At 39.3% G+C, this 21,974-nt stretch carries 21 protein-coding genes and 2 pseudogenes; 2 read left to right on the top strand and 21 right to left on the bottom strand.

Translation table 11 applies throughout. From position 1 onward, the window contains the following. Positions 1-31 precede the first annotated feature (31 nt). From ACX27_RS24565 to ACX27_RS24505, 13 genes and pseudogenes are all read right to left on the bottom strand, one after another. Positions 32-889 (bottom strand): ThiF family adenylyltransferase, encoded by an 858-nt coding sequence (locus ACX27_RS24565; protein ID WP_062296287.1) that lies wholly within the window; start codon positions 887-889, stop codon positions 32-34. Continuing rightward, positions 877-1,473: a Mov34/MPN/PAD-1 family protein gene (locus ACX27_RS24560; RefSeq protein WP_062296285.1), complete on the bottom strand. Its 597-nt coding sequence runs from the start codon at positions 1,471-1,473 to the stop codon at positions 877-879. The genes ACX27_RS24565 and ACX27_RS24560 overlap by 13 nt, the downstream gene beginning before the upstream one ends. A gap of 2 nt (positions 1,474-1,475) precedes the next feature. Then, the gene (locus ACX27_RS24555) at positions 1,476-2,198 is read right to left on the bottom strand and encodes a prokaryotic E2 ligase family D protein (RefSeq protein ID WP_062296282.1); all 723 of its coding nucleotides are present in this window, start codon (positions 2,196-2,198) and stop codon (positions 1,476-1,478) included. Continuing rightward, positions 2,195-2,923: a hypothetical protein gene (locus ACX27_RS24550; RefSeq protein ID WP_062296276.1), complete on the bottom strand. Its 729-nt coding sequence runs from the start codon at positions 2,921-2,923 to the stop codon at positions 2,195-2,197. The genes ACX27_RS24555 and ACX27_RS24550 overlap by 4 nt, the downstream gene beginning before the upstream one ends. Positions 2,924-3,208: 285 nt before the next feature. Then, positions 3,209-3,391: a hypothetical protein gene (locus ACX27_RS34325; protein ID WP_235526351.1), complete on the bottom strand. Its 183-nt coding sequence runs from the start codon at positions 3,389-3,391 to the stop codon at positions 3,209-3,211. A 5-nt stretch (positions 3,392-3,396) separates the two neighbouring features. Continuing rightward, positions 3,397-3,879 carry a hypothetical protein gene (locus ACX27_RS24540; RefSeq protein WP_062296273.1) on the bottom strand — a complete coding sequence of 161 codons (483 nt, stop codon included), beginning with the start codon at positions 3,877-3,879 and terminating at the stop codon, positions 3,397-3,399. Positions 3,880-3,881: 2 nt separating this feature from the next. Then, positions 3,882-4,875: pseudogene (locus ACX27_RS35505) on the bottom strand (bifunctional DNA primase/polymerase). A gap of 67 nt (positions 4,876-4,942) precedes the next feature. Then, a complete protein-coding gene (locus ACX27_RS24530) occupies positions 4,943-5,167 on the bottom strand; it encodes a hypothetical protein (RefSeq protein ID WP_062296271.1) in 225 nt (74 codons plus the stop codon). A gap of 28 nt (positions 5,168-5,195) precedes the next feature. After that, positions 5,196-5,777 (bottom strand): hypothetical protein, encoded by a 582-nt coding sequence (locus tag ACX27_RS24525; RefSeq protein ID WP_235526349.1) that lies wholly within the window; start codon positions 5,775-5,777, stop codon positions 5,196-5,198. Between the two features lie 266 nt (positions 5,778-6,043). Further along, on the bottom strand, positions 6,044-8,764 hold the full coding sequence (locus tag ACX27_RS24520; RefSeq protein WP_062296269.1) for a DEAD/DEAH box helicase: 2,721 nt from the start codon (positions 8,762-8,764) through the stop codon (positions 6,044-6,046). 94 nt (positions 8,765-8,858) lie between these two features. Further along, on the bottom strand, positions 8,859-9,692 hold the full coding sequence (locus ACX27_RS24515; RefSeq protein ID WP_083468826.1) for a glycosyltransferase family 2 protein: 834 nt from the start codon (positions 9,690-9,692) through the stop codon (positions 8,859-8,861). Then, positions 9,689-10,879, bottom strand: coding sequence for a bifunctional 5,10-methylenetetrahydrofolate dehydrogenase/5,10-methenyltetrahydrofolate cyclohydrolase (locus ACX27_RS24510; protein WP_062296267.1), 1,191 nt, complete (start codon positions 10,877-10,879; stop codon positions 9,689-9,691). The genes ACX27_RS24515 and ACX27_RS24510 overlap by 4 nt, the downstream gene beginning before the upstream one ends. A 63-nt stretch (positions 10,880-10,942) precedes the next feature. Next, the gene (locus ACX27_RS24505) at positions 10,943-11,185 is read right to left on the bottom strand and encodes a hypothetical protein (RefSeq protein ID WP_062296265.1); all 243 of its coding nucleotides are present in this window, start codon (positions 11,183-11,185) and stop codon (positions 10,943-10,945) included. Between the two features lie 35 nt (positions 11,186-11,220). Here ACX27_RS24505 and ACX27_RS24500 point away from each other — a divergent pair, with 35 nt between their 5' ends. Both ACX27_RS24500 and ACX27_RS24495 read left to right on the top strand, forming a co-directional pair. Further along, the gene (locus tag ACX27_RS24500) at positions 11,221-11,634 is read left to right on the top strand and encodes a hypothetical protein (RefSeq protein WP_062296263.1); all 414 of its coding nucleotides are present in this window, start codon (positions 11,221-11,223) and stop codon (positions 11,632-11,634) included. 231 nt (positions 11,635-11,865) lie between these two features. Further along, positions 11,866-12,249 (top strand): nuclear transport factor 2 family protein, encoded by a 384-nt coding sequence (locus ACX27_RS24495; RefSeq protein ID WP_062296261.1) that lies wholly within the window; start codon positions 11,866-11,868, stop codon positions 12,247-12,249. A 150-nt stretch (positions 12,250-12,399) separates the two neighbouring features. Here ACX27_RS24495 and ACX27_RS24490 read toward each other — a convergent pair whose 3' ends face one another. From ACX27_RS24490 to ACX27_RS24455, 8 genes and pseudogenes are all read right to left on the bottom strand, one after another. Next, positions 12,400-13,227: a hypothetical protein gene (locus ACX27_RS24490; RefSeq protein ID WP_235526348.1), complete on the bottom strand. Its 828-nt coding sequence runs from the start codon at positions 13,225-13,227 to the stop codon at positions 12,400-12,402. Positions 13,228-13,229: 2 nt separating this feature from the next. Continuing rightward, positions 13,230-13,685 carry a hypothetical protein gene (locus ACX27_RS24485; protein WP_062296258.1) on the bottom strand — a complete coding sequence of 152 codons (456 nt, stop codon included), beginning with the start codon at positions 13,683-13,685 and terminating at the stop codon, positions 13,230-13,232. A 267-nt stretch (positions 13,686-13,952) separates the two neighbouring features. Then, the gene (locus ACX27_RS24480) at positions 13,953-14,795 is read right to left on the bottom strand and encodes a hypothetical protein (RefSeq protein WP_062296255.1); all 843 of its coding nucleotides are present in this window, start codon (positions 14,793-14,795) and stop codon (positions 13,953-13,955) included. Positions 14,796-14,823: 28 nt separating this feature from the next. After that, a complete protein-coding gene (locus ACX27_RS24475; protein WP_062296252.1) occupies positions 14,824-16,170 on the bottom strand; it encodes a DUF6884 domain-containing protein in 1,347 nt (448 codons plus the stop codon). A 151-nt stretch (positions 16,171-16,321) separates the two neighbouring features. After that, positions 16,322-16,444 (bottom strand): hypothetical protein, encoded by a 123-nt coding sequence (locus tag ACX27_RS34995; RefSeq protein WP_256364358.1) that lies wholly within the window; start codon positions 16,442-16,444, stop codon positions 16,322-16,324. A gap of 218 nt (positions 16,445-16,662) precedes the next feature. Further along, on the bottom strand, positions 16,663-17,256 hold the full coding sequence (locus ACX27_RS24465; RefSeq protein ID WP_235526347.1) for a hypothetical protein: 594 nt from the start codon (positions 17,254-17,256) through the stop codon (positions 16,663-16,665). 301 nt (positions 17,257-17,557) lie between these two features. Continuing rightward, positions 17,558-20,070, bottom strand: a pseudogene (locus ACX27_RS24460) (hypothetical protein). Positions 20,071-20,156: 86 nt separating this feature from the next. Next, positions 20,157-21,923 (bottom strand): type IV secretory system conjugative DNA transfer family protein, encoded by a 1,767-nt coding sequence (locus ACX27_RS24455; protein WP_062298544.1) that lies wholly within the window; start codon positions 21,921-21,923, stop codon positions 20,157-20,159. Between the last annotated feature and the right edge of the window lie 51 nt (positions 21,924-21,974).

The raw sequence follows: 21,974 nt of genomic DNA, 5'->3' as shown, positions 1-21,974 counted from the left end.
AAATTTAGTTTTTGGGATATATTTGCGTAAGCTATTTGTGGTAATTTGGCTGTGGAATATAGTATTTTTTGAGTTGGTCAATGCTTGTGTATAAACTTCTAGTTGACATTGCTTTGAGGTCAAAATAACTGGCGAACTTTTTCAACCCCCCAGTGAGGGTTAATTCTAGTAAATACTGGGCTGCGATCGCACTCGTCATTTTATTGACGAATAGTGATTGATAATTCCGTGCTTGGATTTCTGCACATGAAAGGTTGTTGTCGCTAAGTTCTTCCGGCTGAGGAACTAGCAGTTCTGGGTGAACCAGCACCGGGGAGGGAAGATGCAACCAGAATTGAGGTTTGTCTGGGTTATTGGAAGCTTGGACTATATCAAAATTAGAGTGCGTTCCAATTACTACTTGTCCAGAGTAGTTGCTGTTTCCGCAATCCAGCCAAAATAGAGATGCTGGCTCATTTGCACTGTTGATTTTAAGAACAGAGTGAATTTTGCTCCTGGCGGCGCTGTTATCTACACAGCCAATAATTACCGTTAGGGTATTCCACCAACTGGCCGTGCGAATCATGTCTTCTTCAAACCAGTCGCAAACGGCTGTAATCTCTATTCCATACTTGGCACTGCATCTTGCAGCCAGTGTTTCTGCCTTTGGTAGACCAATTTCAGCTTGTTGATAATTTTGGCGGCTGATATTCTTGAGTTCGACAGTATCGGCATCAATGATCGCAAAGTTAATGTCTTTCTTAGTGCGCTGGAGTTGCAGAATAATTCGACATAAATCTTCTGCAAGAAACCCGCCTGTTCCTCCTACTCCTACTAAAACAAAGTTGATACGAGTATGATTGCGAGGTAAGACGGGTAAAGCTTGTTGGTAAGTAGTTAATTCAAGCATTTTACCTGTGGCGGCAGTTCAAATATTTGATTGGGGTTGATGTCGAAAAAGTGATTGTATATCCCGATGCGGGTATAAATTGTGGGAATGGTATTCAGCGTGCCAATAATCGCGAACACTCGAAATTTGCCTTTTTCTTCTTGATTGTCTGCACTTGAAGGATAAGCAGCTAGAGTTCCATGACTGTGCATTTCCACAAAGCTATCTGTATAGCTTTTATCAAGTGCGCTTTCTAAAGATAAGACATGAGTAGAGGACGCAGTTTGCAGTGGTGTGTGACACCACCATTGGTTGTTTGTCACTCCCAAATAGAATAGGATTTCTTGTTGGGGGTTGATACTAGCAGCATTGATAATCTCGGCGATCGCTTGGCTGGGGACTTTTGGAACTTTCAAACGAAAGTAGGGTTCAAGGGGTTGGAGTCCAGCAACTTGAGTTTGGGCAATTTGCAAGCAAATCTCTAATTCGCGACGATGCGATCGCAAGAAAAGCCCATTTGCTGCCAGCCAGTATTCCTGGAGTTTTTGACTGTAAGGAGGAAAGTTATTACTTGTAGCGAGGTGATAACCGATAAAAGGATTCATGGTTAACTGAACAAATGATTGATAATGTCTTCTGGGGTTGTGACTTTCCAGCTATGAACAGGAACAAGGTCACTTGAAGGGTAGGATTTAGCTTTAGATTCGTGTAATTTGATGAGCTGATTGCTGATATTATCGGGATGAGTTTTTGACTTGCCTTGAGATAAGTCCTTGTTAAAAGGTGATTTCCAGAACAAATCCCAAACTTGGCTTATGGTTGCAGCACTGCACATACCGAGAGAATTTCCCCCAAAGCAAATACTAGAGTCGTCCCAAATATTAGGTAAAGGAGGCTTGTACAGTTGTGCGTCTGGTTTAAATACCCTGCCTTTAACTGCCCACAGGTAATATTTACTACCGCATCCAGCAAATAAGAATGCTGGCATTGGTACAGTAATTACTTCAGATTCCTGTCCCATTATTTGAATTTGATATTTTTGGGGAGAGTAAAACTGAATAATGGCCTCTCCCTCTGGATTTTTACCCCACCAAATTGTGTTGCTAGAAAGCCATCCAGATGCGGCAGTTTTACTTGTGAAGGCTTTCTCTACTGCTTCAGGAGACAAGAATTTATATTTAGACTCTTTGCCTTCGCGTTCGACTAAAATAAACTGTCCTTTGAGGATAATTAACTGCCCTAGTAAATCATCTTGGGGAATATTGGACAGCAGGATTTGGGAGACATTTTCTAAGTTAATTATCGGTAATATATTTGTGTCTACATTCATGCTTTTGATGCTTGGTTCCAAATTTTGACTGCTGCTTTTCGAGCAGAAATAGATGTTTCTAACAAATGGCTAACCTCATTTGATTTCTCTATCATCGAAACGGCTTCTTGCCACTTTTGAGCTAGAAATACGATATTCTCATAAGTCCATTCCAGCCAATCGCTTGTTTCACACGTAATATCTAGCCAAATATTTTCAGTCGAGTAATCTATAATTCGTATGGCTATATCTAAATATTGCAGGGGATTTTTGTACCGACGACACAGCTTTACGAATTTCTCGAAGTAAATTTCTTCTGCTGGAGCAAGGTAGTCAGGAGTAAAACCAAAATTTAGTTTCCATTGACTGATATTGTACCCTTGACCCATCAATGAAAGTAGGAACTTCTCTGAGTATACCAGTTCATCAAAATCTTCATTCCACCACTCAAGTCTTTGTGGTGAAACTAGAATACTATCACGTTCGGGATTAAACTCGATTTCATCGATATATTCTACTGGGAATAGATTTTCATTCACTAGGTTAATAAATTCAATTTCTCTATCGAGGTAAGCACTAGTTGGATGTGATTGTTTATTAATAGGTATGGTTGATTCTAACCATTTTTCTGGAAATAATCTTTGATACAGACTTAAGATATTTACTCGTTCGGAAAGATTTTCTAAATAATTAATTGCTGTTATACAAGTAATAGGTATTTTAAATGAGTGTATGTTGCCAAGCATAATGAATCAGCCGCTATAACTCGTAGCGGCTATAAATTTGTGATTACAGTACAGGATACTTACTCGTAATAGCAGGTTGCTGTTTAAGGCTTTGAGCAACTTTTTTGGCTGTACGTTTCCCAAGATTGACCGAGCTTGATAGCTTTATCTATCTCAGGTTGTAAGGTAATTAAATTTTCGAGGCTAATTTGACTGTTTATCTCTAGAAGCTTTATCTGCCATCCTAACTTTAGAGCAGGATTTATTTCTTCAAAACTGTTTTTCAATTCTCTAAACTGACTTCCTTTAGTACCTGCTTTTTTTTACTAAACGAATTGAAACTGTATCATCAGTTGTTTGTCGTTCAATTTCGGCATTAGCATACTCTGGAAAGTAGACGCTAATAGCTGTTTTGAGGGTATTGTCATCCTGGGCGATCGCCTCATCCAGAGGAATTTCTTGCCCTTCGATAATAGCAATGTACTTCATGGTAATTAAAATAGTGACAGTTGGTTGTTAGGTGCAGGTTTTTTATCTTTATCTTCAGGTAGGTTACGCTTTTGTACTTGTTTTGATTGTTCCTGTCGATTCTGCTCTGTAGTCTGCTTTTCCATCCTTTGTTTGCAGATATTTAACATTCCTGGGAGAGATTTTTCTAAATCATTTAGCCAGTTATTTATGATAGACTGAGATTTAATCTCAGCTAGGGTAATTATCTTAATAATCGGAGGTGCATCTTGAATTCCAATTGTGACAATTGCTTTCTCAGAATTTGGTGTTAACTGAATTGTTATTATGGCGGTTTTGGTTAAAGTTATATCGTTAGATGAATCTTGAGTTTTAACTTCAGTATTTGCTGATTCATTTAATGTTTCTTCTAAATTTAGATTATCCTGAATATCAGGATTAAAATCTTTACTGCTATAGCTATTTTCAAAGCCAGTTGCATTCTCGTCAAGTGATGTTTGATTGCTCATGATTAAGAGAGATTGGCTAATCTAAATAAAGTGCGGATAGTGATACCTGTCTTGTTAAAAGACTGCCATTTGTAGGCGCATTCGCCTGGTTTGTACTTAGGAGAAAGTTGGCTCCAGGTGTCCCATGCTTTAAATAAAATGGGACTAACACTATGAAGTGCCATCCCGACTTGAATCCACGAATGGTAATCATCTGAAAACCGAGGGTGGATGACTTCGAGTAGTACAAGTGCAGTCTGGATATTGGTTTCTATTGAGGGAATTAAATGAGCGTACCTGTCTACCCCATATCTGCGGTTATATTTTTCTTTGGGTAGGTTAAACTTTCTTGTTTTCTCCTGTTTGGCAAGCATTTGGGCAATTACCCAATCGGGAGCTATTTCTATTTGGCGTTCAGATGGACTACAGCCGGGAAGCCATCTGTAATTTCTACCTTCTGGATGAAAGGACGGGGGGAGGATTGAAGCTAGGTTTTTGCCTCGAAACTCCAGGTGTTCGTCCTTCCCAGTTTTGATTTTGCGAGATTTGACATCGCAAGCTTTTGAATTTGGGATGAGGTATAAGCGTTGGCTGCGATATTTCCTCCCAGAGGTAAATGCAATTGTGGGAGGGAGATATTGTTGAGCGCGATCGTGTAACGACTCCACAGGAGTTTCGCTGATGGGTATTAGCTGGTTAAGTTCTTTTGGTTCTAGGTGTTCGTTAATTTGGATGATTTGTCGCCAGGATGTTTCCCCATCGCAGTCAATAGCTACTAAGTACCCTTGAGGATGATTGAAACCGCAAACCAAGGCTACACCAGTGGGTGTGATAAATCTGTTATTTGTCCAAACTTTTAGCCGGCGGCGGACGAGTTCAGTTTGTAGTTCTTTGGGAGAGTAAGTATTTTTTTTCCCATTCTTTCCCTAGAGGACGTTTACCAAAGGTAGGGACGATTCGCCATTCTTCGGGTAAGTTGTCAAGCGAAGATACCAAATGACGGATTTGGGCGTGCATGAATTCATGTGGCTAATTACTTCGATAATTCATGCACGAGTGCGTTAGTAACCGTAGTGGTTTGAGATTATGACTGTGGTGCTAATTGATGGCCAGCTTCAACTAGCTTAACAAGTGTATTTTGGTCAAACGCTTTAATACCAGATACAAATTGTTGCCACTGCTGCCATTTCTCTTTTGAATAGGTGTTGTTAGGGTCAAAGTTGCAGACTTGACAGAATTTATGAAAATCAGCATTCCAGTGAAACGTACAAATACCTGTTATTAAATAGTTGATTTGTTGCTCGTCCATGATTAATATTTCAGATGGCGATTATGTTTTAAGCTAACCTTTTGTTAAGTGCATTTTCGACTTGATAAGTCCCAAGAGTACAGTTTGCATTGCAAGGAAAGGTAGGAAACTCAAGATAGTTATTCATAGTTTTTGTTACCTTGCACAGTACCATTATCCCCTCCCTCCCCTTCTTTTTTTGATTGTGATAGTAGCTGATCACCTCAAATTCATTATTGCCAGCCTCAAATCTACTTCCTCTATATTGAGAGATAGCCTTGTTCCAATCTGGTTGCCAAAGCATGAGTGTATCTATTGCCATTGCTCTCACAGTTGGGTTATCTAATTTCATTAGGATATCTGGTAAGTAATGACATTGTTTGGCAATTACTTCTCGTGCGTAATTTATCAGCCAATACTCTGCTTCTCTTAAAAGAGCTTTTGATTCAAGGTTTTGGCACACTTCATCGTAAACTTTAGACATTAAATATGCCCTTTGTTCAAAAACCATCCCATTAGTTCGCAGTTTTAAGTTTGATGGATAATTAATTATCAAATCGGCTAGTTCATCACTGATTTTGGGAAGAGGATATTTATTATATTGTTGGGTTTCAGGATGAGATATTTTCACCTGATACCCTAGATTTACAGCATGATTGATAATAAAATCAATATTGTTAGACTCGACAAAATCTCCTATTTGAAAATTTGTTTCTGTAAGTAAAAATGATGGTGCGTAAATAATTTGAAATTTTTTTAGGGTTTGGATGTGAATCAGCTAATAGTTCGACGTACATCGCTTATTCTCAAAACTTTCATCAATCTTGTGCGTAAGCGATGTATGTGGTTGAATTACTAAAAAAATAATCCTACCCAAGCTGGATAGGATTATCTTAACTATTGATTAATAGTTCTTGTCTCTGTGGGATTGATTATTTCCTTTAGTAGAGATAGCCCAACTGATTTAAACAGTGCTTCGTTATCATCAGGACAGCGTTGAATTGTTGTACAAGAAGAGCAGCCGTATTTACAAGGACAATTATCGACTAGAAACTTTGCCTTAATAAAGGCAGTCTCTAAATACTTGATGAGGGTATCACACATACCTGTACCATGTTCACAAGTATCAAAGAAATAGCCAACTATCTTAGGATTAGAAGGTACTTCTACTAACATGAAATCTATATCTCGACTGTTTGCTCCATGTTCGACAAGTGGTAAACTGAGTATAAGGTGATGAGCGAGAGTATGAACGCAAATTTGGGTTTCATTGCTTTCAAATAGTTGTTTCTCCTCATTGGTAATATATTTCTGTTTATTAAGTATTTCTTTTCTGTGATTTTTGACCACAACTGAAAAATATTTTCTTGCATCAGCGTTAATTTCAACCCTGACGCAGAATGTATTGTAGTTAAGAGCAAGAGATTCCTCGTACTTATTTTCCTCCAATAGTTCGACAAAATCTCGTTCAATCAGTTGGGTTTTACAAGCAGGGCAAGTTTGTAAATGTCCAGTTAAATTTAAATTGAAGTTGCGACATCTGTTATTAGTGCAAGTCCATTTTTGTTCCAGCCTGTACAAGTTGTAGCCATAAATTTCTTCTTTGATTTTGGCTGAAATAGGTGTAAATCTAGCAGCCCCTTGGGGAAGATTGATAATTTTGGCTTCCCCGACAATTTTAATTTCCTCGAAATTTAGGCTTCCTTTAGGACGACTAAATAAATTGGTTGCTTCAATTGGCTTGAGAATGGCTTTCCCTTCGGTTAAATTTAGCTCTTGTGATTTATACTGTACGGGGTTGCCATCAAAGTCTTGAGCAAGATATATAGCACCAGGGTAAACTTCTCTTAGTGCAGAAGATGCCGAACTTTCCTCAAACTCTTCTGCGCTATCTTGATTGATATAACTGATGTTTTGGTCAGTGTTGCCTCTAACTTTAATTTTTGAGTGGACATAACCGAGATTTCGATTAGTTGTCAGTCTTTGATTGTAGCTGAATATCAGTTGATTATCACCTATTAACTGTCGGGCGATCGCATTACCAGAACTACCAAAATGTCGGGCAATTTGAGCTTGTGTCGGTTTACTTTCTTTGCAACAAGCGAGAATATGCTGCTCCAAAGTTGTTTCATAATTGTGGTTAAAGTTGATAATTTCTGGAGAATCAGATAAAAGGCGTTCTGGGTAATTGGCGTAGTAAGAATCCATAATCGACCTTTTCGACGGAATAAACACCAATAGTCCTGCTTCCTGCCTCCCCGCACGTCCTGCCCTCTGGCGAAAGGCAAGAATTGAGCCAGGGTAACTATGTACGATAGTTGCATCAATAGACCCAATATCTAGACCCGCCTCCAAAGCACTTGTAGATATAATGAACTTGACCTTCCCGCTTTGTATATCTGCAATAATTTTGTTACGCTGATTTGCCTTCATGCTCCCATAAAATGCTGAGATGGTTTCTCCCAGGTGGGGCAGCTGCATCTCGATTAAAGCTTTACGTATGGCATTAGTTAAAACTTTAACTAGTTCTCTACTATCACAGAAACAAATCCCGACGATGCCTTTACTTACGAGCATAGCTGCGACTTGGGCAGTTTGGTAAAATGTATTGTTTCGTGGTTTGAGGCTAATAAAAGTAATCTCCGAGCGTTTTGCCCCACTTTGGTCAATAATAGCAAGGTTACTTTGTTCTTCTCGATTAGATATCTTCTGGGCAATTTCGCTGCTGTTACTAATGGTTGCAGAAGCGAAGATGTATTGTAATTTTGAAATATCATTGCCGACAGATTCTATCATGAGTTGAGTTCGCCGATTAAGTAGTGCAAAATGCGAACCAAATATGCCTTGATAAAAGTGCATTTCGTCACAGACAATAATTGAAAGTTTTCTGATTGTTTCTCTAAATCCCCAGTTTGAATCGAATTGGTAGTTGTTAAGCTCGTGGTTCCATACATCAGGAGTCACGCATAAAATTGAGGGTTTATTGCTGTAAAGTTGTTTGCGCTCTTGGGGAGGAATATCACCATTAATATTGAGAATTTGGGGGCGAATATTTTCATCTAAGTGGCTAACAAAGGAACGTATTTTCTCTACCTGGTCAAATGCAAGTGCTTTCAAGTTAAAGAATACTAAAGCTGATTTACCCTTTATACACTCGTGAATGATTGGAATGAGAAAAGAGATACTTTTACCACTGCTGGTAGGAGTTTGGAGAATTATATCTTCTCCTTTTTTGTAAGCTTGCCATGCCTCGACTTGATGAGAATATAATTGACTGATTCCTGACTTACTTAGGGCCAGTTTAACTAGAGGGTGAATATCATCTGGGATGGAATAAAGTTTAGCTTCTTGAGCAGGAATTACTTCACAGCTTTGTAATTTTCCAGAGCCATCAAGTATAGCAGCTATCTCTTGGTAGAGAATACTTTTACCTGTTGGTGCTTGGTTTAGAGGTAATAAATTACCGCTATTTACCTCATGCTCCCAGTCAAAAATAATTTGGTTTAAACTACCCTTTTTAAAATAAAGGTTTTTCTCAATGATGGCGGCGATATGGATAACACCATGTTCTTTGGAATAAACCTGCTTGTTTGCTTCTAACCATTCAGGCTGGTTCATAAAAATTTACCTACTTGCTGTTTTAGCAGGTAGGCGTTAGTCCAAAGTAGTGGTTTTGGTTATTGCCATACTATTGATGCTCTGATTTATATTGTCAGAACGCAAACGCTTTTGGCGTTAATGAAATTTGTGCCTTGGTACTATAACTATCTACAAGCTGTTCTAAGCGTTCAACAATACTGCCTTTAAGGATGGAATAGTTAGCTTGATTAGTGACAATTAGCGATAGCTCAGTTGCCCACTGCTCGTAATTAGAACTACCAATAATACCAGTAGAAGACTGGATATAGTTAACAAGAATGCTGTCATTGAAACCAAAGCCACTTTCACCCCAGATGCAAGCAGATTGCAGCAAATACTCGTAGTCTGCGAATACTTGAAACTGAGGGTTCCATCTAGGAGCATTGTTTCGGTAGTGGACGAAACCATTGCTGTCGAATATCTCTTGTTGCCATAAAAGCTGCTGTAAGGAGCAGCAATTGCTAGGTGAAACAAACGGCTTTCCTTGGCGAATAACATTACCATTGCGGATGACATCGCGGCGGCGCTGCTGTCTTGCTATGCTATATCGAATATTGGAATGTTGTTTAAAGTACTGCCGCATTGAGGCAATAAATTCAGGAGCTATACTGTTGTCATCGTCCAGGTATGAAATAATGTCACCACCAGCTGCATCTAGTCCCAGGTTACGAGCGTAGCACAAGCCAAAGCCACTGCAAGGGTCAGGGTGTTCCATTTCAATGTAAGTGATAGGGAAATCAGCTTTTGCCCTAATACTGGTGATAATATCTCTGGTGTCCGGATTAGCACCATCATTGATGACGATCCATTCAAAATTGCGGTCAGTTTGACTTTGAATGCTTGGCAGTGCAGTAGATGCAAGCTGCATAGGTCTATTGTATGTTGCAGTGATGATTGATAATTTCAAAGCTCCATACCTCTATCATTTGATTGCGTTGTTGTTGAATCGATCGCAGCTTGAATTTGTTGCCATCTTGTTACGTCCTCGTTTGTTATACCTCTAGCGGTTTCAATTTGATTACTTGCAAGAGATAGCCGAATTAACGTTAGCTTTTCATTGGTTCTGGCAACAATCAAACTTTGCGTGGTGCTATTGAAGCGGATCTGGTAGTTACTGCCTTCCAAGACAAATAGGTTTTCTCTCTCTGTGCGAATGGATTGAGGGTAGGCAGTTGTTTGTTGTGCGAAGAACACTCTAGCTATGGGGGCTATTATAGTAGCACGTTGCATTTGTTCTTGCTGTAATTGCTGGTAGTTCCATTTCCCAAGTTCTACGCCCAAATCCATTTTTACCAAACGTTCTGCTAAAATTGCCATTTCTATCGGGCCAACACCTCCAGGGACGGGCGTAATGTTCTGGGGGATGCTGTAAGCACTGCGATCTACATCGCCAGCAGCACCAGAAGCAGTAGGTGTAAAGCCACCATCGACAACCAAGTGATGAGACGGGAGTACATAAGGAGTGAAAATTCCTTGTCTTCCGGTGACTGATACCACAATGTCAGCTGCTTGAGTTCTACTCAAGTCATCGCCGTCTTCCAAACAGAAACAGCTGATTCTACTTGCTTCTAAATATTTGATGACACCACTGCCCACAAAGCCACCTCCGCCGACAACTGCAACATTGGAATCCCTTTGTGCGTAGGACTCAACAATTCTGGCGATTCCTTCAGCAGTAGCACAACTTTCAAAGAAATTGTTACTTTGTCTGCGGACGATATCTATATCTTTTTGTGGTTCTAATAGCCCAATTGAACTTGTAAACTTAGCTGGAATTGGGTATTGAACAATAGCAGCAGTCACCTTGCTATTTTCATTAATGGATTGGATAATGTTGCCAAATTGCTCTACTGCAATATTGGGTGACAGCACAATATAATTGGGAGTAATGCCAATAGCGTTGAATGTTGCTACTTTTTGTTCTGCTGAGATTCTGGCTGCTTCATATCTAGCTCTTAGTCCGTTGCTGGCATTTTCTGAAGCCTCAAATCTGATGATTGCTACTTCTTTTTGAGATGCTTGAAAAATGGATTTGTATTTTTGACATTCTTGCTTTACGTGTTCTCGTATTAATTGTCCGTCTATGAGTGTCATTTAATATGGAGTTAAATTTGATCGAGAAAATTGTTTGCACCAGACAATTTTCTGAATTCCTAATTAGAATTCATTGGAACTAGGGCGTTTGGTAATTTCACCAACTTCTTTACCGTTGCAGGAAACCCAGTTGGTGACGTAGCGTTCAGTGTCATGGAAGCCACTAAATTCAATACTGTTACCAGAACACTTATCTTTGAACCATTGTTCTGCTTCTTGTTCTGTATTGAATGTTCTAGCAGTGACTTCTTCTATTGGAAGATCCCAATTTGTATTGCCATATAAATCGCAAACATAATGTGTCATATCTGTTACTCTTTTAACAATATCTAAAAACCACTATGACAATTTTAAATCAACAACAGCAGGCTGAATTAATTATCCAACAAGCTTGCAAGGAAAATTTTACTGATAGCGAGAAAGCTATTTACGATGACTTTATTCTGGAAGCGGGGGTAAAAAACCCAGCTAAGATGACTGAGGCTACTGCTGATGCTTTGATTAGATACCTTAATGGCTGCGAAGCATCTAACGAGTTTGTTGCTAATGTAGTAAATCGCCTCGCGCAAGTTGCCCCGGCTCATATCATGACCAAGATTCTTCTTAGTGACAATGACGGTGATGGTGTACCTTTATACGAGGAATTAAAACTTGGAACAAAGGTTACGGAATTTGATACCTCTTTTGAAATAGCGGCTGCAAGGCAAAGGCAATATCAATTTTCTCCAACTCGGAATTGCGATATGGAGTTGTAAGTATAACCTGAATATTATTAGGAATTTTTATTGAAAATATAGATAATTCATTTTGAAGTGTGGAATGTGGGTATAAAACAACCTTCCTTACAATAGAAGAATTAAAAACGGGAAATCCTCGAAATAAACCTGACATTACGCATGATAGTGTCGATAAAAAAAGCTTCAGCTAAACTCTATACAATAAATTATTAGATTAGTCTTTACTGCATCTGCTTCACCATACCGCTTATGTCAGATCAAAGAGCACCAGAAATCGAGCTGCTCCGTGCGGCGTATGCAGCCTTCAACGCGCGAGACATTGACGCTGCCCTTGCTCTCATGACTCCGGACGTGGTTTGGCCGAGAGCGTTCAAAGGCGGTTTTGTCCGTGGGCCTGAAGAAGTTCGCGCTTACTGGACGGAGCAATGGAGCGAGATTGATCCGCACGTTGAGCCGCAAACCTTTTACTTGGAGGAGGGCGGGCGCATTTTGGTCGATGTACATCAGGTCGTGCGTGACAAGGCTTACGCAGTTCTTGCCGATGAGCACGTGGGCCATCGATTCACCCTTGAACACGGCTTGATTCAAGCTATGGAAGTCTGTCTACCTCCATCGTCCACCCCAAAGCTCTAACCACACGCAAAGAGCGAACAGGCATCTGCGGGCGGCCTTCTTCATATTGAGTATAAAAAATGCGCTACTGTTAATCGTAAGCGCATTCCCGATCGTGTAAAGCGATCGCAAGACTCTTAGCCCCAATAATCAGGCGATTTTCCTGTAAGTTTAACTTTGGAAAATTACGCCAGTATCCTTATCTTCATCCCAAAACCACCAACCTTGGGATAGTTCACAGAGAACGCGCATTAGTGCTAATTGTTGATGTGTGATTTCCCCACTACCGTAGCTGACGTTACTAGTGCCATTCCAGGATTTAAGAATTGATTCTAAATTGTATCCATTGCCCATAATCCAACTGGCGTAGAAGCAGTCTTTGGATATTTCTTCCATGATGGCCAGTAGTTCGAGTGCGGCATCAGGATTGGGTGATTTCATGGCTTCAAGTGCAAGGCGGAGGTTTTCTTCTCTGTCTGCAATAAACTCTGAAAAAGCTGCTCTATTTGATGGTAAATTGTCCTTTTCAAGTGTGATTAATTTTCCATTTACAATCTTGACTGGAGTTATATTTGAGTAGTCAGTTCGGTCATCTTCACTTGCCTTTGCTTTTATAGCTAAAGGATGCCAATGGATGCGTTCAATTTTATTAGTTTGAGGATTTGTCCATGCCCAGAATAGTTTGTGAGATGCAGCACCCTTAACTGTAAGATAAGTTCTTTTATGTCGAATGGGATAGTCTACACCTTCCTCTTTTTTAGCTCGTAAAAAATCTTCTATAGACGGATATTCTTCATTGGTATAAACCATTATCCGTGGTGCTATCGCATATATGTAACCTGATATGCTGCTATCACCATTTTTACATGGTAACAAATTCCATTTTTCGTTTATTGGATTCTGTATCCAAAACTCAACTGATATTGTCTGTACAAACTGATCTAAAATCTGAATTGCACAAGGATAGTAAAGTGTGAGTTGTTGGTTGCTATTATTCATTATTATTCCATCCATTCGATAGCGGATATGGTTTCCTTTTTGGCGGGAAGTATTTTAACTTCATAGCCATAAAGAATTAATTCGTGCAAAGTTGCTAGTAGTTGCTTGAGTGATATACTGTCCCATTGGCTGCACTTTAATATATGTTTCAATACCTGAGCGGGAGCATTAACCACCCAAAAACTATGAATTCTTTTGTTCCTAAATCCAGCACATAATTGAACAATTGGTTGTAACTCAACTGTTATTTTTGGTATATGAATAATTGCTGAACTTATAGGGATTACTGGTTTATATTCTAAGTTGTTAGATTGTGAAAAATTGGGGTCACTGTACCATTGTCCGTCGATTTGGTATGCAATCATTAGGTATGGCAATGCTTTAATCGCATTTATAGTTCCCCATCTAGCAGTTTGTCCTGCATGAAACCAGATATAAGAGCCGTTGTGTATTATCATGTGCAAGTTTTATAATTTTGACTTGAGGCTTTGCTTGTTCAGCTAATTGATAACTTCGTCAAACTTTATACTTAGCTACAACACTTTAGATATTAGTGATTATTTCCTGAATCACTAATCATCAATGTCTACCTTGCTGATGTGTGTAACAGCTGTGGTAATTAATCTACTAATTTGATATGTGTTTGAAAACTAAATGCTTGCTATAAAAGAAAAAGTGCGCCTTTTTAATTCGATGGCGCACTTTTATTGAAAATAAATTGATAGTTAAACGTGGTGAAGGATAATATTTATTGCGTCTTGAGTGCTAATTTTATATTGTGTAGCAAGTTTATTCATGTTGGCTTCACCATTTGCATGATCTTTGATGATTGCTCGAACAATGTTTGGTGAAACATTAATCTCACTATTTGTAACGACTGGTTTAGGTAAAATTTGAGAAATAAATAATTCTTTTCTTCTTAATACATGTATTTGACGATAATGTTCTTTTCTGGGTATCCATAGACAATTTCCGGGGGCAAAGTCACTCTCTTGAGAGATACGAGATATAACTGTTCCTTCGGGTGCTAATCCCATATCTTTTAGAAATTGGGTAAAGTTATCACGCCAGGATGCATCAACTTCAATTCCGCACCCGCCATGATATTTGTACTGATGGTGATTCTTGTTATAGCAGATGCGCTTGATGTGTAACCAGGAGTTATACTCGTGGCTTTTGCAGTGACCGTGGATAGTTTTATCGGTCTTGAGGCTGTCCCGTTGCAAACATCCGCAACTTTGCGTAAGCCCTCTTTTTAAGCTATTTTTACTAACATATTTTTGGGTTCCGCATCTGCATAAGGTAAGGAGGAGTAGTTCACCCCTTTTCCCCTTAACTTCTATATCAGATATCACTGTTAGTCTCCCAAAATTTGCGCCAACTGGGATAGATTCTTTTCTTTTCTTACAACCGCAGTTAGTTGAGCGACCATTGGTGAGAGTGTGACTGTAGACAAGTTTTTGAATTCCACAATCACACTTACATAATACTTGCTTTCCTTGTTTTTCTAATACAGTCCAACTACCGAATTTTCCACTTATATTAATTACTCGCTTTGTAATCTCCATAACTCATTTTGGTGTTATTACTGCTGGGTTAAATATTTAAAACAAGCTGTTTTTCTTGCTCCAGTTCCTTCTTTATCCAAGCAAGTTGTTGTCCAATGGCTAGGTGCTGCATGGGTACTTTTGTCTCGTATCCCTTCGCCTGTAAAATGGGTGTTACCTCCTGTCTGTAAAGCTTGCCCGTCAAAAATACAAACTCTATTTCTAAAGACGCAAATTGTATGAGGTTTTCTGCTACTTGTTCCGCCCATAGTATACGTTCCTGATGAGATAAGGAATAGGGGGATTTATCGTAGGGCTTGATGATTGTTTCTGGGTTAAGAACTTGATGTAAAGGTGACAGGATATACCATCTTGATTCTTTTTCTTCTACGTAGCGACGGCAAGCTTGAAAGTGCTGCGAACAATATAAGTCTTTGGCGGCAGCAGAGTAAGGAAGCTGCTTGCCACATCCTGCAACCAGGTAGATTTTTTCCTTGGGAATGAATTTTCTGTAAGTGCCGATCGCCAGATTGAGGTTGTGGGCTATTCTTCCCATAGTCTGCGTCCGTCCTTTGTTTGTCAGCCGAGGGTCAATCCTATGTCGGTTGAGAACCCTGCAAACATGACAGTTGCACTTTGGCGTGCAGTAAGCTGGCATCCGAATTAGTTTTTCCTCATGACTGACAAACATCCCACCGCCTAGTCCTTCTCGGATAAAAGTTGAACCATCAAAGGATAATCCCATCTGAGTAAAAGCTTTGGCATACTGGGGCGAACATAGTCCAAAAACGTGTAGATGAACATTTGGCTCGTGCGATACTCCTGCGGAGTTGCTGCGAGAGCGCACAACCTCAGTGAGTGTTTTGACAATGTATAAGTTAGTTGAATACTCTCTCGCCTGGGGAACAAGCCCACCGATACCGAGATGGCGGTATCCCAGCCCCAGAAGATATTTAGCTACTTCGAGGCGTTCACTAAGAGACTGCCCGTGGATGACTGCTAAGGGGATTCTATTGGGAAGATAACTTTTAGCAAGTTGGATAAATGTTTTTGCTTGTTGAAGGTTATATTCTTGCCGTTCTCTAATATTTTCCCCTACAAGTAAATGGTCAGGACAAACAATAATATCGCCAACTTTTGAACGTTCTCGATATCTATGAATAGACCAGTGGGCATCAACATATTTACCGTTGAGATTAGGAATATCTTGGTCGCGGTAGTTAAACGATCCGCAGTCATGAATAATCAGACTATCTGGAACAATTTCTGCTCTTGTAGCGAGTGAGTATAGCCAGCCCGCAGGCTGATATTCAAGCAAGTGCCAAATCGGGATTTTTTCACCCTTGCTTCTGAGAAAATCATTCTTACCCAATACTGGATAGAAACCTATTTTCATAGTATTTAAACGAGCAAATTTTGAATTTTATTCGTTAAGTTAACCCTCTGCTTGAGAGGGATAATTGGTCGATTACTGCTTGTATTTATTTGCAATACTTAGAAGATACTGCCGCCAACGATTAGAGACTTTAGTAGCAAGAGAGCTAATATTACTTGCTGCAATTTTTTTCTGCTTCAGTTTCAAAAGCATCATCAAAATGAATCTTGGCGTGATACTCCATGCCATCAAAGTAAATATTGAGGCTAGGGTTAAGTTGAAAATCTTGAATCATATTTTTATCCTTCTTGGGGAAGATATAAACACTTATTTTGTTCTGCTAGTCTATTTGTTTCATAATTATCAAGAATCATTTTCTTAAATTCTTCCCTTGTTGCTCGCAAGTCGCGGAATATTTTGTTAGTGGGATAGAAGAATACCGACTGTTGACGGCTGTAAAACCAGACTAGTTGATTGATACGATAGGTGTCATTACTATCAAGCAGAACATAACTAATTTGTTGGTAAAAAATTTTCTAGAGAGAAGGGACGTTTCTTGGCAGTTGTTCTTACATCAATAAGAGTATTTCCAGCGATTATCTGGCAATCAGCACCTCCAAGATATTCACTTAAAGGGTATGAAGCATTGCAGGTGATATTTCCGCTCACTTGATTAGCTACAGTTTGCCAACTACGGGGTAAAATACCGATAATTTGAGATGTATCTTGGATAGTAGGAAGCCATTTTTTGAAATATTCTGGTTCAAGTTGAAGGGTTTTTTCTCCTTGTAGAAAAGGTTGAATAATTTCATGTATGTTACGGCTGCGTGCATAATTTTCTAACGCACCCAGCAGCATACACTTTAGAGCTTCTTCTTCAAGGGAAGTTGAATTGGTAACGCAGTAATCAAAAGCATATTCTATTTTGAGGGCTTTAGCTCCAACCTGAGCGAGGCAATTAGTAAACCATGTTTTATCTTCATAGATGTTTCCTAGATACTTGGCAAGTGCTTTGGCGATCGCATTTCCTACCAATGGAAAATCTACACCATCAACTGTTTTAATAATTTCTTGATTTTCTAATAGTTGGTTATGGCTAGTAATCATTTTAATAACTGTTTGGTTTAGTCTAGAGTCAAACCATCCCCTGATAGGTGAATTTCTATTTTTTAATTCAGATGTTAAGCTCACTTTTTGATTTTTCGCCTGAAATACTACATTGAGTATCAGCGTGAGCTTTACGTAGTAATTTTTCCTTAAATTGTATTATTTAAAATAATAAACTAATCATTAAAATAAATGAAAAGCTTGTTGAATTTTAAATTTGCAACTGAAGTAAATTTGCGTAACTTCTAAACCCAAGTTTTTATATTGCCAATGCAACTTTGCAAACTTGGTGACGGGTAATTTATAATTCAACTTCTCTTGACTTGGTTTTAGGTGCAGCAGCAGCGACAGTTTGCTTTTGAGGGGAGGGTATGTGTTCAGTAGGGGTATATTGCTGCCGAATTTCTTCTCCTCGCCATGCTTGCAAGTCATTCATAATATCTTTAAGCGGAACAAAATCGACGACTGTTTCTCCTTGCTTTTGTGCCTCAGTTGCCTTATAGGTCATAATCTTGAAGTACATCTCTCGCTGGTCGGTAATTGGTAACTTGCCGTTGTTTTCATTTATCCGTTGTAGAATTTCTTCATTGCCTTGATTCATTGCCCCTCCCCAGTCAGGGCCACCATGCTTGACCATATTTGCCCATTCCTCGGCGATGTAGGGGTGAACTGTGACAGGTAAATCGCCAACTGCTTGTATTACTTGTTTTTTGGGTGCAGATGCGGCGGTGGGAGTAGATTGTTCGTTACCAAAGATGTGTTCTAGGTTGAGTTTGCTGGCGTTTTGGGCAATAAACTTAATTTGGTTGATATCGTACTCAGAGATATTCATCTTGCTGACTTCTTTGGTAATGCCAGCTTCGGTTTTAGTTAGGTCAAACCGGACAAGTTCCTGATTACCTTTTTCTTCGGTAGTTTTAAATAATTGCAAGCTGGCTCGATTTTTTTTCGGGGTTGCGCGATCGCTTGATGGTAAATTCACCTATTGTAAGTTCTTCCTTATCAGCTTGGATGAGGACATTATTCAGGGTGTGCAACATCTCATTTTGTTTAAATACTTCCAGCGTTTTAATTGTGCCGGCAGGTGCAAGACTCCCCAAGCTGTTTGCTACATCACGGATATCGGCATTGTTGAGGTCAGGTAGCTTGCCATTGTCGCCTAAGTATTCTGCCACAATGAGAAACTCCTGACGTTCAACAGGTAACATCTCTGTAGGCTTTTTCGTGATTTTGGGTTCCTCTTTTTTGTTGAGTTTAAAATCCATCAAAGAGTTCTCCCACCCAAATAATTCATCACTGCGGCGATGAATGCTAACAGTGTCTGTCTGTTGGCGAATCACAAATGTATCGCTACGGTAAATACGTGACCCATCTTGTTCAAGAGTGCCGTATTTTTTTTAACATTGCGATCGCCGTTTCAGCAATGTCTTTATTTTCCCCGTTGTAACGTTCTTCCCGCGCTTGTTTATTATTAATTTGATAAATAGGTACTTCAACCTGACGCGCCCACTGTTGCGCTGCTGGCTCTACATCTTGAGAATTAGCTATTTCTTGATAGGTGAATTCAGGTGCATATTTTTTTCGATTATTAGTTGCTTGTGCCTCTGGCTCTTGTGCAAAAAACTGATTGGGATTTACATTTTTATTTACCTTCTCTTCAGCTTGATTTTGAGATTGAGGGTTACTAGTAACTATCCGTTGAATTTGAATAGTTTCTTCGGATTGTGCGATTTCTTCTTGAAGATTATTGACCACATCATCTTCAAAACTGTTATCTACCTCTATTTCAACAGATAAGTTAATTTTTTGATTTATAGACGAACTGTTTTCGCTGTTTTCATCTTGTAGTAACTGTTGTGAAATATTTGATTCTGCTGCTTGAATGTTAGTTTCAGATTGTTTGTTGAGTGTCTGCTCTACTGCTTCAGGATAGTTTTTGACTACAGGAGACTGATAATAATCTACATCTGGTGGGGAGTCAAAATTGGGTGGATTACTAATATCGATATCATCTATAAAACCAACCACAGCTTCCTTTTCTTCATAATCCAAGTTAACTGGTGTAGTTACAATTTCAGAATTTAATGGTTGATTATCTTCGTTCAGTGTTACTGGTAAATTGTCTAATGGTGGAGTTACTTCTGTAATATCTGGTTTTTTATCATCAAATAATAACTCTTTTGTATCTTTATAATTATTAATAATGTCAGCAGATGGAGATAGTAGCTTAACTAGTGGTTCACTTGCCACATCTATTATTTCATCTGGAGTAAGTATTTCAGTGGCCAGATTAGTTGTACATTTACCTTCGCTATTTTGTTCGTAGATAACGATTTGTTTTTCTGAATCATCTGACTCTAGATAAGCTGTAATTTTCAGAGTATTATCACTTGTTTGCTGATAATCACTATTGAAATTGGGTACATCCTCTACTAATCTTGCAGCAATTGTTTGTGCTTGATAGTCAGTAAAAGGTTCAGTTTCTATTGTGTATTGACCTTCTACTAATAAATCGGGCATTAACACAATATTAGTTTCTTGATTGCTTTTTATACTTTGGCTGCTTAAATCTACCTTTTCCCATTTATATGCACCAGGGGTAGATTCATCAGGTACAAGATTATAAATGTCTTTGCCAACCTCAACGGCAATTTTACTTGCTTCTTGAGCTTCTTTGAGTTTTTCGAGAATTACTTTAGCTATCTTAGTAAGTGCATTGATTAGGCTTTTGCTTAATTCTCGACTTGTTTGAATTGCAGTATCGGCTGTACCTAAATATGATTCATTAATTTGAGTGTGCCTGGAGTCAAACATATATTAAATGTGGTGAAAATAATCTATAAATTCAAACAGTCTGACTGTACTTTATAAAAACCAGTTGGTCATTAAACTTAAAGTTTTTAGAAAAAGCTCTTGTACGCATCAACAGGCAAAGGTGCATTGCCCGCTTGTACTGGTGCTTGTGGGATAGGAAACTTCCGATCTACTTCCTTGACTCGTAAATCTAAATCTTCCTGCGTAGGTTTTTTCTGGGTACTTTTCCTAGCAAGCTCTTTGATGAGTTTATCCCAGTTAGTTTCATTTTCTTGTTCTAGTCCAATAATATATTTGGGAATTTTAATGTTTTTTAATAGTGGTACTGAACCTTCATTTTTATTACTATAAGCAGGGTTGATAAATAGACATTTACCAGGTGGTAATTTGAGGAATTGGGCTGGCTCAAATAGCTTGCGAGTCCGTTCTTGTTCGCTGATAGATGTGCTGGCTTTACCCCCTCCCGTTGAGCGGGATTTTTGTTTATATTTAATTTCCTCTTCACCTAAATATGCAGAAAATAATCGTGCTGATTCTTCTTCACCAGGATTAAAAACAAATTTTGTACCGCACGCACCAAGGATAGCTTTAGAGATTTCTTTACCATAAATCTTTTCAAGCTGACCCATATTTTGCCAACCCAGGATACCGCAGAATCCTTCGGAACGAGATTCGTTAAGCCATCTAAATAAATCTGGAAGGAAGATACTTGGCAACTCGTCAAGACACACTACTAATGGGCCGTCTTCCTTACGTTTTTTGGCAATACTGCGGGAAACTACCATGTGAAGAATACTGGTCATTAGGGGGCTGACAGCATCGCGGCGTTCGCGGTCTAACCCGAAGATAATCATCTGTTTGCGTTTTACCTCCAGGGGCAAGGTTGTTTTACCGACAAAGCATCCCAATGTACCCCTTGCCATGAACCGGGTGAACATCAATGAAGCACTACCAGCGATACCCGCTACAGTTTTCTCTGAACCAGCCGAGCTAAATAATTGACCAAAAGCTATCCTAATCCAAGGGTTTAGTTCGGCTGCCATCAAGCGTTCGACCATCTTCTCGCTAGAAAGTATTGCCGCAGCCGTCATAATATCAGCGCGATCGCCGAACTCTTTAGTTAGCATTAAAATAGCCTGCGTCAACTGGTCGCCGGCGGGGCCAAAGAAAGCATCCTCAGACGCATTACCTAACAGGCGGAAGTTTTTGTTAATTACCGTAGCTAACTGCCGTGCGGTTTCAGCATCGCTACTGTCGCGTAAAAAATCGATTGGGTTACATACCTCTGATTCGGGAAATCCCGGTGCAAAGATATGTACGTCATACCCCTTAGATTTGGCATAACTGGCGATTTTGGCTTGACTGGCATACTTAAAATCGTATAATATTATACCAAAACCTTGGTCAATTGCTGAGTAAATCATCGGGTTGATAGCCGAGAATGATTTACCACTACCAGGTGCGCCAATTACAGCAGTTCCCCGTTGGACATCGGGTACATAAACTGGAACTCCCCCACTCCCCTTGGGTAATTTTTGACCATTGTATTTGTGTACTCCAATATATAAACTGGCGCTATCACATTTAGGAGCGACGATTTGCTTGAGGGCTTTTTTCTTAGCTTGGGCGGTTTCCTTGGCTCCACCCCAGTAGCTAGTAGCAAGCTTGCCTTTTTTACCATTACTAAAAAGCTGTAAAAGCAATAATAAGCCAATTCCCCCGGCAAGTGCCAAACCTTGAGGTGACATGAACTTATCTGTATACTTACTAAAGTCAGTATTGCTATTTTTATTGTTTGCTTTTACTTCTCTGATTGTCTTAGCTTTCGCGGTTGCAAACAGATAATTATTCATATTAATCTGTGTTAATTGCATGAGGAAATGGAAGAAATATGCGGTGCAGTG

Origin of the sequence: Nostoc piscinale CENA21, assembly GCF_001298445.1 — a bacterium.
GTDB lineage: Bacteria > Cyanobacteriota > Cyanobacteriia > Cyanobacteriales > Nostocaceae > Nostoc_B > Nostoc_B piscinale_A.
This window is presented reverse-complemented; position numbering and strand designations above follow the sequence as displayed.

Bases quoted from the DNA above. Each gene is read 5' to 3' on its own strand.
- ACX27_RS24500 (WP_062296263.1), top strand. From the start codon at position 11,221: ATGACAATTTTAAATCAACAACAGCAGGCTGAATTAATTATCCAACAA.
- ACX27_RS24565 (WP_062296287.1), bottom strand. From the start codon at position 889: ATGCTTGAATTAACTACTTACCAACAAGCTTTACCCGTCTTACCTCGC.
- ACX27_RS24510 (WP_062296267.1), bottom strand. From the start codon at position 10,879: ATGACACTCATAGACGGACAATTAATACGAGAACACGTAAAGCAAGAA.
- ACX27_RS24540 (WP_062296273.1), bottom strand. From the start codon at position 3,879: ATGAGCAATCAAACATCACTTGACGAGAATGCAACTGGCTTTGAAAAT.
- ACX27_RS24520 (WP_062296269.1), bottom strand. From the start codon at position 8,764: ATGAACCAGCCTGAATGGTTAGAAGCAAACAAGCAGGTTTATTCCAAA.
- ACX27_RS24465 (WP_235526347.1), bottom strand. From the start codon at position 17,256: ATGATTACTAGCCATAACCAACTATTAGAAAATCAAGAAATTATTAAA.
- ACX27_RS24490 (WP_235526348.1), bottom strand. From the start codon at position 13,227: ATGAATAATAGCAACCAACAACTCACACTTTACTATCCTTGTGCAATT.
- ACX27_RS24560 (WP_062296285.1), bottom strand. From the start codon at position 1,473: ATGAATCCTTTTATCGGTTATCACCTCGCTACAAGTAATAACTTTCCT.
- ACX27_RS24480 (WP_062296255.1), bottom strand. From the start codon at position 14,795: ATGGAGATTACAAAGCGAGTAATTAATATAAGTGGAAAATTCGGTAGT.
- ACX27_RS24550 (WP_062296276.1), bottom strand. From the start codon at position 2,923: ATGCTTGGCAACATACACTCATTTAAAATACCTATTACTTGTATAACA.
- ACX27_RS24495 (WP_062296261.1), top strand. From the start codon at position 11,866: ATGTCAGATCAAAGAGCACCAGAAATCGAGCTGCTCCGTGCGGCGTAT.
- ACX27_RS34325 (WP_235526351.1), bottom strand. From the start codon at position 3,391: ATGAAGTACATTGCTATTATCGAAGGGCAAGAAATTCCTCTGGATGAG.
- ACX27_RS24485 (WP_062296258.1), bottom strand. From the start codon at position 13,685: ATGATAATACACAACGGCTCTTATATCTGGTTTCATGCAGGACAAACT.
- ACX27_RS34995 (WP_256364358.1), bottom strand. From the start codon at position 16,444: ATGATTCAAGATTTTCAACTTAACCCTAGCCTCAATATTTACTTTGAT.
- ACX27_RS24530 (WP_062296271.1), bottom strand. From the start codon at position 5,167: ATGGACGAGCAACAAATCAACTATTTAATAACAGGTATTTGTACGTTT.
- ACX27_RS24455 (WP_062298544.1), bottom strand. From the start codon at position 21,923: ATGAATAATTATCTGTTTGCAACCGCGAAAGCTAAGACAATCAGAGAA.
- ACX27_RS24555 (WP_062296282.1), bottom strand. From the start codon at position 2,198: ATGAATGTAGACACAAATATATTACCGATAATTAACTTAGAAAATGTC.
- ACX27_RS24475 (WP_062296252.1), bottom strand. From the start codon at position 16,170: ATGAAAATAGGTTTCTATCCAGTATTGGGTAAGAATGATTTTCTCAGA.
- ACX27_RS24505 (WP_062296265.1), bottom strand. From the start codon at position 11,185: ATGACACATTATGTTTGCGATTTATATGGCAATACAAATTGGGATCTT.